Raw genomic sequence first — 14,494 nt, 5'->3', positions numbered from 1 at the left:
ATTCCTCTATTTTCCCAGAAGAGCCAAAATTGCTGTTCTGGCCTCCTCCACAGTAATTAAGTCGTCGCGGATAGGTATTCCCGCCTCTTTCAAAGCATGTACAATATATGTGATCTGAGGGGCGGCCAGTCCCATTTTCTCCAGCTCTTTATAATGGCTAAAAACCTCTCTGGGAGAACCGTCAAAGGCCTTTTCCCCCTGATTCATCACAATAATCCTGTCTGCATACCTTGCCATATCCTCCATGCTGTGAGATACTAAAATAATTGTCATATGCTTCTTTTTGTGCAGTTCTGCAATTCTGTCTAAAATCTCGTCCCTCCCTTTAGGGTCCAGACCTGCAGTAGGCTCGTCTAAAATCAGCACTTCCGGTTTCATAGCCAGCACCCCTGCAATAGCCACTCTCCGCTTCTGACCTCCTGACAGCTCAAAAGGAGACTGTTTATAAAAGCTTTCTTCTAACCCTACAATCTCCAAAGCCTCCCTGGCTCTGGCTTCTGCCTCCTCCTGGGATAAGCCCTGGTTCTTTGGACCAAAACACACATCAGAAAATACGTCAATTTCAAACAGCTGATGCTCAGGATACTGAAACACCAGGCCTACCTTCCCTCTCAGCTGCTTCATATTATATCCGTCCTGGTAAATATTTTCCCCGTTAAAATAAATCTCGCCGCTGTCAGCTTTTAAAAGTCCGTTTAAATGCTGAATCAGCGTAGATTTTCCAGAGCCTGTGTGGCCGATCAGGCCTATAAACTGTCCGTCCTCTATTTCCAGATTCACATCCTTTAAAGCATACTGGGAAAAAGCTGTGTCTTTCCCGTAAATGTGATTTAAGTGCACTACCTTTATTCCCATTTCTGCGCCTCTTTTCCGGACTGTTCCTTTTCCTTAGAATCGTATTCTCCAGAAACCTTTAATTCCTTTTTCATGTAAGGAATCAGCTGCTCCAGCAGCTCGTCCATGTTAAGAATCCCTTTTTTCAGCGGCAGTCCTGCTTCAGAAAGCTCATATGCCAGCTCTGTCACCTGAGGCACGTCCAGACGATATCCCTTTAATTCCTTAACATGAGAAAAAATTTCCCTGGGCACATTGTCCATTACAATTTTTCCATTGTCCATCACAATAACTCTGTCTGCATCCACTACCTCTTCCATATAATGAGTAATTAAAAGAACTGTAATGCCCTCTTTCCGGTTCAGCTCTCTGATGGTTTTGATTACTTCTTTTCTGCCGTTAGGGTCCAGCATAGCAGTGGGCTCGTCCAAAATAATACATTTCGGCTTCATTGCCATTACGCCGGCAATAGCCACTCTTTGCTTTTGACCGCCGGACAGCTTATTAGGGGACTTCATTCTGTAAGCAGTCATTCCCACTGCCTCCAGACTTTCATCTACCCGCTTCCAAATCTCATCTGTAGGCACCCCTATATTTTCCGGTCCAAACCCTACGTCCTCTTCTACTACGTTTCCTATAATCTGATTATCCGGGTTTTGAAATACCATTCCTGCAGTCCGGCGTACATCCCATATCTGGTTTTCATCGCTGGTATCCATTCCCGAGATCCACACAGTTCCTTCTGTGGGCATAAGAATACCGTTTATATGTTTGGCAAATGTAGACTTTCCAGAGCCATTGTGGCCTAAAATAGCCACAAAGTCCCCTTCCTTAATATCTAAAGTCACATTATCAATGGCTCTGTTTATTTCCTCGACCTGTTCTTCCTCATCTCTTTTTACATAGTCAAAAATGAGTTTGGCTGCTTTTATGATTCCCATTTCAAACCTTCTTTCATGTTTACCCCACAAGTATACAAGAGCAAGGCCGGTTCTGCAAGGGGAAATTCCAGTCATTGCATATCTCCCGCTACACACTGAAACTAAAATGAATCATATTATATAAATTTAATAAAATAATTAATACCATAAATCCTGAAAATACCTGTTCCAATTTTTTATGGGACAGCCTTCCGGCGGCTTTGCTTCCCAAATAACCTCCGCTTAAAGCCCCTGCTATTAAAAGTCCTAAAACAGCAGGGGGATATTCCGGAATATTTTTGCAAAAAATAAAACCGGCTGCAGATGCAAGCTGAGAGCAAAAAATAATATACAATGAGTTTCTCCCTGCTTCTCTGGAATTCATGGAAAAGAAATAATATAAAACGGCTACATTATATGCTCCTCCTCCTATTCCTAAAAAGGAAGATATCAGCCCCATACCTAATCCCAGTCCCAGGCAAACCATTAAACTTTTAATATTTACAGATTGTATCTGAGATTTTTTCCTTATATACAAAAAAACGGCAGTATTTACTGCCAGCTGTAAACATGACTGGGGCAGCACCAACATATTATCACTGTTTCCCGGCCCCCAACCGGAAAACCAGCATAGGGCCAGGTCCATAATTCTTTTTCCTGCAATTCCGCCTAGCACTGCTCCTGCTGCCAGAAAAATTGTGGTTTTCTTCTTGGCACAGTTTTCCTCCTTTCTCATACAAAAAAGAGAAAAGCCGGACATGGCGCATACTGTTGTTCCGGATAAAAAGCTAATGGTTTCTGCCGGAAATATACTTAGGGCGTCCAGAACAGGCTTTATAATGATTCCTCCTCCCACTCCCACGGCTGAGCCTAAGGAGCTGGCCAGAAAACTAACTAGAAACAGTACTATTCTTTCCACAAGCCCACCTTTCACCTTAATCCATACATCATTGCTGCAGCTGACTCCAATCTTTGAATACTATATTCAAAAAAATCTTCATAGCTTTTGCAAAAAATATTTTTTTCCTGTTCTCTGTCCCGTCTGCAGCCTCCTCTGCAGAGCCATCCCCACTTACATTCTCTGCACTGGCTGCCAATTACTGACTGGGAAATAAACTGTCCGGCTGTTTCTCCCTCAGCCATTTCCTGAAAAGAACAGCTTAGAATATTTCCCAGCATCCATTGGTCTGCCATATAAAAATCACAGGGGTACACACTGCCGTCTGCCTCCAGGGCAAACTGGCAGCTGCACTGCTCCTTCATAGAACACAGCTCCGGAGGCTGACCGGCCAGAAGGGAAAGGTAATTATCTATATGCCTGATACTTAAATACTTTCCTTTCTGAAAATCCTGGTACCACAAATCAAAAATGGTTTTTAAAAATTCTCCGTAATCTGCAGAGGAGAGGGCATGTTCCCCTCGCACTTCCCCTGCAGGTTCCAGACAAGGAATAAATTGAAGGTGGGAAAATCCCTGTTTTTTATAAAATTCATAAAGCTTCATTCCCCTTCTGGCAGAAAAGGCAGTAATTACGCAAAGTATATTAAAAGGCACCTGAAACCTGTTTAAAATACTACACGCTGCCATTACATTTTTGTACGTGCCCTTTTCTCTCTGGTCCACCCGAAATCTATTATGTATTTCTGCCGGTCCGTCTAAAGATATTCCTACTAAAAATCTGTTGTCTTTTAAAAATTTCGCCCATTCCTCATTAATGTGCATACCGTTTGTCTGAATCGCATAGCTTACAAAAACATTTTTTTCATTACAGCGTCTGACAATCTGCACAAATTCCCTGTAAAAGTCCAGCCCACGCAAAAACGGCTCTCCTCCCTGAAATGCAAAGCAGCAGGAGTTTTCTGATTCTTTTATGGTCTTTTTTATAATGATTTCTGCCGTCTCTATGGACATTAATCCCCTGTCTGCAGCACTGCGTTTTTGGCTGATATCGTGGTAAAAACAATATTTACATCTTAAACCGCACCGCTGAGATGCCGGCTTTATCATCACTGTAATATGCTTCATTTCACCCTCCGGTTTTGTGCAATGTTTCTCTGTTTTACTGGGCTAAAATTGTTTTTTCATAGTCCTTCATATAAGTTTCCGCTTCCTCTGCAGGCAAATATAAAGGCGTCAGATGATTTTTTTCAATATAATCCATTTTCCACGCCTCAGTCTCAGAAACCTGTCCCAGCAAATCGCTCCAAAACTTTACTGCTTCATCAGGCATAGAGGCAGGACCTACCACGCCCCGCCATATAGGCGCCTCAATATCTTCCAGCCCTGTTGCCTGACTAAGAAGAGGAATATCTCCTAAGCTTCCTCCAAACGGCTCCTTAGCCAAAGCCACCTCAGCCTCCACATCATTAGACTCCATATATTGAATACTGGAAGCAGGCTTTGAGATGCAGTAATCTATATGCCCTCCTAATAAAGAAGTAATTGCATCTGAGGTGGCGTCATACATAATGTAAGTCAACTGCTTATCGCTTAGCCCTGACACATCTAAAAACATTTCATATAATCTGTAATCCTCCCCTTTAGAGCCGCCTATGGTTACCTTTTCTCCTGCCTTTGCTGCCTCTAAGGCTTCTTTCAGATCTGCATAAGGCGTCTTTTTCCCCTTTAACAGCAGATGCCTGTCCACAGCCATCACAGCAATAGGCCTGAAATTTTCTATTCTGTTATCTGTATTAGTCACCATAGGAACCAAATCCCCGCTGTTAAAGGTCAACAGCAAATGACCGTCGCTTTTCTCCTGGCTTACCCTTAAACGTCCTACTTCTCCCCCTCCGTCTGTCTGATTATTAATTAAAATAGTTTGATCTACCATCCCTTCATCTTTCATAATTTCTGCAATCACCCTGGTGTAAACGTCGCTGCCGCCGCCGGCGCTGGAGGTCACTACCCACTCTATATTTTTTTGAGGAGCCCAGCCTCCTTCATTAGTATTCTGTTTCTCCGTCTGACTTTCTCCTGACTGTGAACATCCGGCTGCTGCCGCCAAGCACATAATTATTCCTGCTGTTGCAAACAATTTTTTCATTTATTTTCTCCCCTTTACTTTATTCCATATTTCTCTGGTTACAGGCGCCATAATCAAGATAATCAATATACACATAAAAACTGCCGACAGCGGCTGTTTGAAAAAGATTACAGGGTTTCCTCCTGACATTAAAAACGCCCGCCTTAAATTCGTTTCAAAAATCTTAGAAAGTACAATAGCCAGAACTAACGGCGCCGTAGGATAGCCGGATTGATTCATTAAGTACCCTAAGCAGCCGGCAAGCAGCATAACAATCACTCCATAAACTGAGTTTGTAGAACTAAAAGAGCCTACTATACAGACTGTTGTAATAACAGGTATCATATATCTGGTGGGAACCGACAATATTTTTACTAAAAAGGGAATGATACAAAATGCAATTCCCAAGGTAATAATATTGGCCAGAAACAGGGAGGCAATTAACCCCATACAAAATCCGGATTTGTAGTAAACAGCAAAGGTCCGGGATTCAAGCCCCACATCATCAATCCTCCTAAAAGCACGGCCCCTGTGCCGGAGCCTGGAATCCCCAGAGCCAGAAGGGGAGAAAACGCCCCTGCCGCCGCCGCATTATTGGCAGCCTCACATGCCGCGATTCCCTCCACAGCCCCTGAACCTAAAGGCTCCTGGCTTTTAAATTTCTTCTGCACTGCATAGCCGGCAAAAGCTCCTGTAGTAGCCCCGGCTCCCGGCAGGATTCCAATAAATATGTATTGCCAAAATGATATCTGGGGTTTCCCGTTACAGCGTCCATTCCTATACATGCAATTAAAATTCCAACCATGGTGGAAATTACTCCTTTTGTAGGATTCTCCCCCATAAGCCATCCTATAGACGTCATGGCTACCATTAAAAGAGCCGCCATTTCTACAGGCCCAAAGTGCAGTCCCAGTCTGGCCAGCAGCGGCCCTGTAAAGGCCAGGATAATCATACCGATCAGACCTCCTAAGAATGAGGATATATTGGCTGTAAACAAAGCCTGACCCGGCTTTCCCTTCTGAGCCATAGGATAGCCGTCTAAGGAAGTCATAATAGCCGGCCCGTCCCCTGGAATATTAATCAAAATCGCGCTGTAAGCGCCTCCAAACATATTAGAATAGTAAAGAGCTCCCAGCATAATAATAGCTGTAGTAGGGTTAAATTTATAAGTAAGAGGCAGCAGCAATGCCACTCCCGCCAGGCTTCCGATTCCCGGCATAGCTCCTACAATAATACCCAGCACTGCGCCTAGGGCTGCTGCTCCAATATTTTCCACAGATAAGGCTACTCCAAATCCATGGAGCAATAAATTTAAGTTTTCCATTTGCGCCTCCTTTTATCCCATAAATCCTTTCAGCAGCCCTGCCGGAAACTGAATTCCCAGCCATACTGAAAAAATCAGCCAAACTGCTCCCCCCACTGTTATTGTCAACGTCAGCGTTTGTTTCCACCCTGCCTTTTCCACACCTTTCATCCAAAGAATCAAATAAAGAAAAACAGCTGCCAGCATTCCTATAACATAAGACGCCGCTAATATTCCCGCCGCTGCCAAGGCCGCCAGGCCCTCCTCCTTTTTCAGCTCTTCCCCTGTCTCTTTCCACGATTGAGAAAATGCAGCAATACTCATTACTAACAAAATTCCTGAAACAAGAGAAGGATAAAATCCCCCCATAGGCCCTTTTACCTCATCCCAGAACCCCAGCTTTACTATTCCTAAATAAAGAAATACTCCTGCCAGTAAACCAGTACATAAGGGAAAGATTTGGCTCAAACCAATTTTTTTCATTTTATTACTCCTTTCTCAGCCTGTATCTTACATATACCTCCTCCGGAACGCTGTTTTCTTTCATAATCTCCACAATATGTTTTTTCATCATATGTTCCGCTTCCTCATTATGAATAGAATGTTCCATATGAGGATCTTGCTTTAAATCAAATAAAAAATCCCCCATATTCAACTGCCCTGATTGAGTTTTAGGCTTGATTTTCTTCACCTTTAATACAGAATAACCATTTGTAAACCCAAAAGGCCCCGTCAGCTCCGCTCCCTCCAGTTCTTCTCTTGTAAAGCCCTGGCACATGTGAGAGCAGTTTAAGGTATAGTTAAAAAGATTATCATTATCCGGATCAGGCGCCCTCATATATACATATCTTCCGTCAGTACAGTTAATATTTCCTCCATGACTTCCATAGACGGCCGCACATCGGACAGGAATATCATTTACAATTACATTTTCCAAATCCTTTCCCACGACACTTTCCGGAACCTGAACCTGAAAATAATTATAGATTGTAGGAGCCAGATCAATTGTCTGCACTAAAGCATTTCTTGTTTCACCGGCTAATTTATGTCTAGGGTCCCAGATAAATAAAGGAATATTGGCAATTTCGTTGTAAGTGGGACCTACATTTTTCCCCCACCAGCTATGCTCCCCCAGCATAAACCCATGGTCTGTGTTTACAATCAGCATAGTATCTTCCCACATATTTTTCTCATCCATTTTATCCAGCAGCCTGCCTAAATTTCTATCGCACATAGACAGAAGAGCTGCATATTGGCACCGAATATGTTCTCTTGCTCCCTCAGGGTCGTCCTCCTTGATTTGTCTATAAGGCGGCCAGTCAAAAAACGGCCCTGCATAGGTGTGGGGATATAAGTCTTTATAGCTTTGCTGTGTAAAAAAGGGTTCATGGGGATCAAAACATTCAATCTGCAGCAGCCAGCTGTCACAGTCTCCATTCAAATCTAAAAATTCCATGGCTAAATCCCATGTTACTGTCTGGGGCTGTTTTTCCTCTTCATCCAGAAATCCCCTGTTTACCCAATCCTGTCTCCATCTGTGAGTAGGGCGGCAATTACCTTTTCCGGAATCTTTGGTTCTTTTAACTGAGCCTTCCACTTGTCCCCTTCCTGACCTCTCACAATTTCCCATGTGCCAAAATGTGTGTGGTAATTAGCCCCTCCCTCTTCCCAATAATGGTAATGATCGCTGATTAAGTGAGTGTGAATTCCGTTTTTCATTAAATTCTCCGGCATGGACTCGTCATATGCCTCCAAAGGCCCCCAGCTTCTTGTAAAAAAGTTATATCTCCCTGTATGCATCTCTCTTCTGGCAGGCATGCAGGGCAGGCTTCCCACATAACAATTTTCAAATTTTACAGTGCGCTGGGCCAATCTTTGAAAATTAGGTGTTTTTGTCCACTGACATCCGTAAGGCTGCAGCAGATTCTTTACAAGTGAGTCGTACATTACTATAATTGCTTTCAATTTTCCCCTTTCCTTCCCTGTTACAGAAAAATAAAAATTTTTGCAGCTTCTATAATTATATAGAGCAAGTTACATGCCAATTTTTTTAAAGTTCTGTATTTAGTAAAGTATTTTAAGGTTCATAGGAGAAAATCTTTCTATACAACAAAAAAGGCCATTGTAAAATGGCCCAAATACCTTTTCTTCCATTTTACAATGACCTATGGCTTTTATTTTCTTTTCAAAGTGAATTAAAATTTTTCATTCTGCAATCCCCACTCCTTTAATCTGCGCCAAAGGGTGGTGGTGCTGATTCCCAGCTCTCTGCAGGCCTCTTCCCTGTCTCCCCTGTTTCTTTTTAATGCCTTTAATATAATTTGCCGCTCTTCCTCCTCCAAAGTTTTACATGCGTCCTCCTTACTTCCCTCTCCTTTTCTAGTGTTTTCCTCCAGAACTTCTCTGACTACATCGGAAAAATCCTCCTGATTTTTCTGATTTTCCTCCTGAAAACCTTTGAGGATTATAATTCTTTCCAGAATATTTTCCAGCTCTCTTACATTTCCTTCCCAGGGATATTCCTGAAGCAGCTTTATATCTTTCTGGTGAAAGCTTGGAAGCTTTACTTGTAGACGGCTGCAGATTTTTTCAGAAAGACCTTGGACTAACAGGGGAATATCTTCTTTTCTTTCTCTGAGAGGCGGAATATGCAGATTTAAAATATTCAGCCGATAATACAAGTCCTTGCGAAAGCTTCCTTTCTCTATGGCCTCCTTCAAATCTGCCAGCGTAGCTGCTATTACCTGCCCGCAAAAAGGAATCGCCTGGCTGCCTCCTACTTTCATAATCTCCTTTTCCTGCAGCACGCGCAAAAGCTTTGCCTGAACCTTAGGCGGCAGCTCCCCTATTTCATCCAGAAAAACAGTGCCTCCCTCTGCCGCCTCAAAAATCCCTTTTTTCCCTGACCGCAAAGCTCCTGTAAAAGATCCCGGCTCATATCCAAACAATTCGCTTTCCAGAATACTTTCTGGTATGGCGGAGCAATTAACAGCAATAAAAGGCTGGTTTCTTCTGCTGCTGGCATTGTGAATGCTTTGAGCCAGCAGCTCCTTTCCAGTTCCTGTCTCCCCGGTGATCAAAATAGTAGTACCTGCGCCGGCGTAAAGGCGAGCCTTTTCTATTAACTTTGTCATGGCCAAATCCCTGGCCACAATATCAGAAAAAGTATATTTGGCTGTGTGATGCCCGCCGTCTCTGCCTGCATAAATTTTGTTATAAAGAAGCTCTGCCATTTGGGCGTCATAAATCTGCACTACTTTTCCTATTTTTGACTTACCTGGCAAAAAATCTGATTCTATTTTTATGAATTGTTTTTTATTGTAAGTAAACCCTTCATATTCTTTCCATCTCCTCTGTTTTTCATGGTTTGAAACAGAAAGCATAGGCAAAGCCTCCTGAAACGTTTTATTTAAAACCTTTGATTCTAATATTGTAAACATTCTGGAAGCGCTGTCGTTTATATACAGCACTCTCTCATCCTGGTCCAGCACCACAATGCCTTCCTGCAGGGTTTGAAAGATTTCCAGCCCGTAGCCTTCCCCGGCTCTTGCCATAGCTTTTTCAATGGCAGTGAGCACAGATTTCTTTCCGGATCTTAGAGAAACTGTTTTCATCCCTGCCAGCTGAGCAAAATATACAGGCGCAACCCCGCCTATAATTACCTGAAATCCATTTTCACAGGCAGACTGAATTGCGTCAATCAGCAAACCGTCCGGCGGAGTCTTAATAGTTTCAATTTCCATCTGGAACATACTGCGGATTCTGTTTAAATCATGCTCCACTGCTGTGTTAATGCTGATTCCCACCTTGGTGCCCAGATCTTTTGCCTGAACCGCTGCTTCTGCAATATCCTGAAAACCGATTTCAATTGGTATGACAGTAGCCTTCGCCTCTTTCTCCACAGCCTTTGCCATTCCGCCTCTGCTGATAAAAACCTTAACTCCGCTTTCCCTGTATTTTTTTGCTAATTCTACAGCCACACTATTATTTACACAATAAATAACTTTACAGGGCCATCCTCTTTTCTGGCACTCTGACTGTGCAATGTTTGCAATTTCCTCCTGAGGCACCAGCAGGACGCAGCACTCTTTCATTTTAATTCATCACTTATCCTTATCTCATCACCCAAACGCCGTTGGCATCCAGCTGGAATCCGTCAATTTTCGTATTTACTGCCATGGAGCCGTCCCCGGGATAGAAATAATAATAACCGTCTCCTACCTTATACCAGCCCTCCACCATAGCGCCGCTGGAGTTTAAGTAATACCGTTTATCATTCACTGTAATCCATCCTCTGCACATGGCCCCCTCCGGGCCGCCTTCATTAGGATTTAAATAGTACCAGGCTCCGTTTACCTGCTGCCATCCTTTCGCCATAGCTCCTATAGGACCGCCTACATTTGGCTTTAAATAATACCAGACGTTGTTTACCTGCTGCCACCCTGTTTTAATATATCCGCTGCTGTCAAACAAATACCAGATGCCGTCCCATTTCAGCCATCCGTCTTTTGCATAATTGCCGTCCGGATACCGGAAATACCAGCCTGTTCCGTCCTGAATCCAGCCTACCTGGCCGTTGTAGCCGCCTGTGCTGGTGCTTCCTCCATTGTCATTTGTCTGCCCTGTTCCGTCTGATACATCTTCCTCGCCAATATACTGCTCATCAGATTCTACCCAGTCGCTTTTCTTTCCATATTTCTTCTCCTCGCTGGTATACGGAACAGTGCGGACCTTAAAAGAATATGTTCCCTTCTGAGTCATATATGGATAAAAATCATAAGATGTAGCTTTAATTTCTTCCAGCTTTTTAACTACAGAATTGCCTCTGTATAAATACACGTCGTAAGCTCCGCTGCTGCTGTCCCCCTTGCTCCACCTGGCTTTTCCCAGACCGCTTTCCCTCCAGTAAGCGTCCTCCGGCTCATTATATGTGCCTTTAATAGGGTTAATTTTAATAGTTACTTCCAGATCATCCCCGTCTTTTTTAGCGCTGACAAAGGAGCCTCCGCTTACAGATACGTTGCTGGAGCGGTATGTCCCCTTAAAATAATAGTCATCCTCGTCCGGGGACAGCCAAACTTTTAATTTAGGCTCCTCCCCCACCTTCATATCCTTTGTCTCTGAAGTTACCCATTCAACAGTCATAATGGTATATTTGCTGGACGTTGTGTAAACATATACCCCTCCGTCCGCATCGCCGGAGGAGTCTCCATAGCTTAATTCCGGAAGCTGCTCCCCTACCTCCAATTCATCAGCTTTAACCTTTATGCTGACAGATGAAATTGTATGGGAAGCTGCAAATGCAGTTATGCACGTTCCTGCAGCAACAGCCAGCGTCAATACTGCTGTTCCTAATCTTTTTAATACACCTCTCATATAATCCCTCCTGAAAATATTCAGACTTTTTCTGATTTTATTATAGCGTTGACCGCCTGCATCCGTCAACTTACATTATTCTTTCGATTCTATGTCTAAATTCCAGAAAAAAAGACCTGAGATAATGATGTTTACACTATCCCAGATCTTAATCGCTTACTGTATTCTCTTAGTTATTTTTCTGTCTCCTTACTGCTGTTTTTCTTAGTCAAAAGCAGCCCGGCCATTAAGGCGGTAAAGGGGGCGACAGTGACAAGTCCAAAGCTTCCCACCACGGTCTCCAGCACCTCGGCCGCTACATATTTATAATTTAAAATGTGATCCACAGGCGTTCCCTGAGCCATAAATACCATTAATAACGAAATATAGCCTCCCGAGTAAGCCAACAGCAAGGTGGTAGTCATTGTTCCCATAGCCGCCCGTCCTACGCGTATTCCGGAAAGCATAGCCTCCCCCGGCCCAATGTCCGGCTTTTTCATTACTACCTCTGAAACTGCAGAAGTAATATCTACTGATAAATCCATCATTGCCCCGGAGGCACCGATAAATATACTGGCCATAAAAATAGAGGTTAAATTCAGATTCTGATATCCGCTGTACAGAAGGGATTCTGAGCTGGACATAACCGCCCCGTGTATTTTAAACAGATCTGTAAATAAAATTCCTAAAATACATGTTGTCCCAACTCCTAATAATGAGCCTGACACAGCTGTAACAGTCCGTTTATCCGGCCCGTATACAAAAAATATAATAATCGCCGTCAAAAGGGCAGTGATTCCAATGCCTACCCAAACTGGAGAATATCCTTTTAAATAACAGGGCACTAATACTTTCCATATCATCAGCACAGTAATTAAAAAGGAAAGAATTGCCTGAAATCCGATTTTCCCTGCAAATATAACTAAGAATAAAGCAAATATTATCAGCAGAATAATTTCCTTATCTAACCGGTAATGATCTGATATAATAATAGATTTTATATTATCTCCGTCATGGCTGATAGTCAAAAGAGCTCTGTCTCCTGCTTTAAATATTTTATCTTTTTCCAAAGAACCGCTGAGGAAGTTAACTCCTTCCAGAGTTTTCCCCTTAAACAGTCCTCCCTCTATTTCTAGTGTACAGATCTGTTCTCCTGACTGAATAAGACCTGATGTAATAATGGCAGAATTATTTGTTTCTACTACCTTGCCCACTGCCCGCTCTGTTCCCTTATAAATAAGAGCATCCTCATAGCCTGTAGGAAGGCATATGAGGATACCGATTATAATAAGTCCTATAATAGTGGTAAGTAAAACTGAATTCTGCCTTTTTAAAAAGGACAAGATTTTCATTATTCTACTCCTAATAATTCAGCCATTTTGTTGTAGATGTCTGTATTATCATAATACCCTACAAAGTTCTCAGCTCCATTTCCCTGAACCAGCACTTCCACAGGCAGTCCTGTGTGAGCGTAGGAGCCAAAGTTAATACCGCTTTTATTATTTAAAATATGAGTGATGGTTACAGTTAAAGGCTCATAGCTTCCGTAGCGTATGTACTCGTCCTGGGCAAATTCTTCTTCCTCCCCTGTGCGGGACATTGTAGTTTCATAAGCCTGTTTTAAAAGATTATACTCATAATCTGTCATTACTAAAGCGCCGTCGTTGTCAGATTCTGGGTGGAAGTCCGCGCTGTCTTTCTGCTGTGTGGAGGCGCTTCCCTCTTCCCCTGGCGCCTGAAGGCCAAATAACTGTGTCACATCCTTCATCACTGTATTAAAATCTGTTTTGTTCTCTTTATATCCTGTTACATAGTCTGAATCAAATTTAGCGTAGGAAATTTTCTGATTCTCAAAGTTCTTTAAGAATGTATCATAATCTGTTCCTGCAAATCCAATAGTCAGTCCGCCTGTCTCGTGGTCTCCAGTTACAATAATCAATGTATCGTCTGGATGCTCATTGTAAAATTCCACTGCCTTGTCAACTGCATTATCTAATGCAATGGTGTCTGTGATTGTGGAGGCAGCGTCATTTGCATGACAGGCCCAGTCGATTTTTCCGCCTTCTACCATCATAAAGAAGCCGTTGTCATTATCCAGAACTTCTATACCCTTTTCTACATAATCAGCTAAAGACCACTCATTTTCCATACGGTCCAGCTCATAAGCCATAGCGTCGCTGTCAGCCAAATGCTCATCTATTACAATGGTTTTTCCGTCCTCCGGTGTTAAGGCTTCTGCGTCAGCCTGTGTTTTCACTACCTTATAACCGGCGTCCTCTGCCAGCTTATAAAGGTCCTCTTTGTCCTTATCTTTTCCTGTTGGCTGCAGCAAAGCTCCGCCTGCAAAGTAATCAAAATCGCTTTCTATTAATTCCAGACCAATATCATAATAACTGCTTCTGGAAGCCTGATGTGCATAAAATGCCGCCGGTGTGGCGTGGTTTAAGTTTACAGAAGAAAGCACGCCGATTTTTACGTCCTTTTGCTTTTTCAGTTTCTCTGCAATGGTCTCATATGTTTCTGTAAAGTCCTCGCTTACATTAATACTTCCGCTCCAGGTTTTCTTCCCTGTAGCGATTGAAGTGGCTGTAGATGCAGAGTCAGGGGCAAATGATGTGCTGTCATATGTCTGTGCAGAGCCTGCCACTGGAAAACTCATCATAGTCAGGTTATTTTTGCTGCTGAGTATGGTTTTCTCCTGGCCGTCTGCTGTAACAATTCCTCCGTTTTGGCCCTGAGAAGCGCTGAGGAAATAATTTGTCAGCTGTACCTGAGGATAGCTCATTCCGTCTCCAATAAACAAAAATACATATTTAGGGCCGTCAGTTTCGCCTTCAGCTGTCTGTGTATTTACTGCTGTTTTTTCTGTCTCCTGAATACTCTGGCTTTCTGCCCCGCTTGCTGCTGTTGTTTCTGCTCCCCCGTTATTGCAGCCTGTAACTGCGGCAGAAATCATCATACCTGATAGTAATGCTGGTATCCATCTTTTTTTCACTTTTTTATACTCTCCTTTAAAAATGTAATGTTAAAAATATAATGGTTAAGACAAAGTTATTA

13 protein-coding genes and 1 pseudogene are annotated in these 14,494 nt (G+C 42.9%); all 14 read right to left on the bottom strand.

Annotated elements, in window-relative coordinates; translation table 11 throughout:
• Window positions 1-6: 6 nt before the first annotated feature.
• The 14 genes and pseudogenes from C1A07_RS10750 to C1A07_RS10695 all read right to left on the bottom strand — a co-directional run bounded on the left by C1A07_RS10750 (window position 7) and on the right by C1A07_RS10695 (window position 14,432).
• Window positions 7-855 (bottom strand): energy-coupling factor transporter ATPase, encoded by an 849-nt coding sequence (locus C1A07_RS10750; RefSeq protein ID WP_101877106.1) that lies wholly within the window; start codon window positions 853-855, stop codon window positions 7-9.
• Complete coding sequence (locus C1A07_RS10745; RefSeq protein WP_101878120.1) at window positions 846-1,775, bottom strand: energy-coupling factor transporter ATPase; 930 nt, start codon at window positions 1,773-1,775, stop codon at window positions 846-848. The genes C1A07_RS10750 and C1A07_RS10745 overlap by 10 nt, the downstream gene beginning before the upstream one ends.
• Window positions 1,776-1,863: 88 nt before the next feature.
• The gene (locus tag C1A07_RS10740; RefSeq protein ID WP_180952229.1) at window positions 1,864-2,673 is read right to left on the bottom strand and encodes a sulfite exporter TauE/SafE family protein; all 810 of its coding nucleotides are present in this window, start codon (window positions 2,671-2,673) and stop codon (window positions 1,864-1,866) included.
• 11 nt (window positions 2,674-2,684) lie between these two features.
• Window positions 2,685-3,779, bottom strand: coding sequence for an anaerobic sulfatase maturase (locus tag C1A07_RS10735; RefSeq protein WP_101877104.1), 1,095 nt, complete (start codon window positions 3,777-3,779; stop codon window positions 2,685-2,687).
• Between the two features lie 34 nt (window positions 3,780-3,813).
• Window positions 3,814-4,800, bottom strand: a complete 987-nt coding sequence (locus C1A07_RS10730; RefSeq protein ID WP_101877103.1) for a Bug family tripartite tricarboxylate transporter substrate binding protein — start codon at window positions 4,798-4,800, stop codon at window positions 3,814-3,816.
• Window positions 4,801-5,450: pseudogene (locus tag C1A07_RS16435) on the bottom strand (tripartite tricarboxylate transporter permease).
• Entirely contained in the window at window positions 5,417-6,103 is a 687-nt protein-coding gene (locus C1A07_RS16430) for a tripartite tricarboxylate transporter permease (RefSeq protein ID WP_242972298.1), read from the bottom strand. Before C1A07_RS16430 ends, C1A07_RS16435 begins: the two are co-directional and overlap by 34 nt.
• Window positions 6,104-6,115: 12 nt before the next feature.
• Window positions 6,116-6,565, bottom strand: coding sequence for a tripartite tricarboxylate transporter TctB family protein (locus C1A07_RS10720; protein WP_101877102.1), 450 nt, complete (start codon window positions 6,563-6,565; stop codon window positions 6,116-6,118).
• Between the two features lie 4 nt (window positions 6,566-6,569).
• On the bottom strand, window positions 6,570-7,679 hold the full coding sequence (locus tag C1A07_RS10715; protein WP_330399501.1) for a sulfatase-like hydrolase/transferase: 1,110 nt from the start codon (window positions 7,677-7,679) through the stop codon (window positions 6,570-6,572).
• Entirely contained in the window at window positions 7,598-8,047 is a 450-nt protein-coding gene (locus tag C1A07_RS16695) for a sulfatase-like hydrolase/transferase (RefSeq protein WP_330399500.1), read from the bottom strand. The genes C1A07_RS10715 and C1A07_RS16695 overlap by 82 nt, the downstream gene beginning before the upstream one ends.
• Window positions 8,048-8,277: 230 nt before the next feature.
• Window positions 8,278-10,176, bottom strand: coding sequence for a sigma 54-interacting transcriptional regulator (locus C1A07_RS10710; RefSeq protein ID WP_101877101.1), 1,899 nt, complete (start codon window positions 10,174-10,176; stop codon window positions 8,278-8,280).
• 19 nt (window positions 10,177-10,195) lie between these two features.
• Complete coding sequence (locus C1A07_RS10705) at window positions 10,196-11,458, bottom strand: N-acetylmuramoyl-L-alanine amidase family protein (protein ID WP_101877100.1); 1,263 nt, start codon at window positions 11,456-11,458, stop codon at window positions 10,196-10,198.
• A 173-nt stretch (window positions 11,459-11,631) separates the two neighbouring features.
• A complete protein-coding gene (locus C1A07_RS10700; RefSeq protein WP_101877099.1) occupies window positions 11,632-12,789 on the bottom strand; it encodes a YibE/F family protein in 1,158 nt (385 codons plus the stop codon).
• Window positions 12,789-14,432 (bottom strand): alkaline phosphatase, encoded by a 1,644-nt coding sequence (locus C1A07_RS10695; RefSeq protein WP_242972297.1) that lies wholly within the window; start codon window positions 14,430-14,432, stop codon window positions 12,789-12,791. Before C1A07_RS10695 ends, C1A07_RS10700 begins: the two co-directional genes overlap by 1 nt.
• Window positions 14,433-14,494 lie beyond the last annotated feature (62 nt).

Source organism: Lachnoclostridium edouardi, assembly GCF_900240245.1.
Taxonomy (GTDB): domain Bacteria; phylum Bacillota; class Clostridia; order Lachnospirales; family Lachnospiraceae; genus Lachnoclostridium_A; species Lachnoclostridium_A edouardi.
The sequence above is the reverse complement of the archived record's forward strand: the minus strand, read 5'-3'. Positions and strand labels throughout refer to the sequence as shown.

What these genes read in the sequence shown, in the direction of transcription:
- C1A07_RS10735 (WP_101877104.1), bottom strand. Translation starts at nt 3,779, where the DNA reads ATGAAGCATATTACAGTGATGATAAAGCCGGCATCTCAGCGGTGCGGT.
- C1A07_RS10710 (WP_101877101.1), bottom strand. Translation starts at nt 10,176, where the DNA reads ATGAAAGAGTGCTGCGTCCTGCTGGTGCCTCAGGAGGAAATTGCAAAC.
- C1A07_RS10705 (WP_101877100.1), bottom strand. Translation starts at nt 11,458, where the DNA reads ATGAGAGGTGTATTAAAAAGATTAGGAACAGCAGTATTGACGCTGGCT.
- C1A07_RS10700 (WP_101877099.1), bottom strand. Translation starts at nt 12,789, where the DNA reads ATGAAAATCTTGTCCTTTTTAAAAAGGCAGAATTCAGTTTTACTTACC.
- C1A07_RS16430 (WP_242972298.1), bottom strand. Translation starts at nt 6,103, where the DNA reads ATGGAAAACTTAAATTTATTGCTCCATGGATTTGGAGTAGCCTTATCT.
- C1A07_RS10750 (WP_101877106.1), bottom strand. Translation starts at nt 855, where the DNA reads ATGGGAATAAAGGTAGTGCACTTAAATCACATTTACGGGAAAGACACA.
- C1A07_RS10745 (WP_101878120.1), bottom strand. Translation starts at nt 1,775, where the DNA reads ATGGGAATCATAAAAGCAGCCAAACTCATTTTTGACTATGTAAAAAGA.
- C1A07_RS10730 (WP_101877103.1), bottom strand. Translation starts at nt 4,800, where the DNA reads ATGAAAAAATTGTTTGCAACAGCAGGAATAATTATGTGCTTGGCGGCA.
- C1A07_RS10720 (WP_101877102.1), bottom strand. Translation starts at nt 6,565, where the DNA reads ATGAAAAAAATTGGTTTGAGCCAAATCTTTCCCTTATGTACTGGTTTA.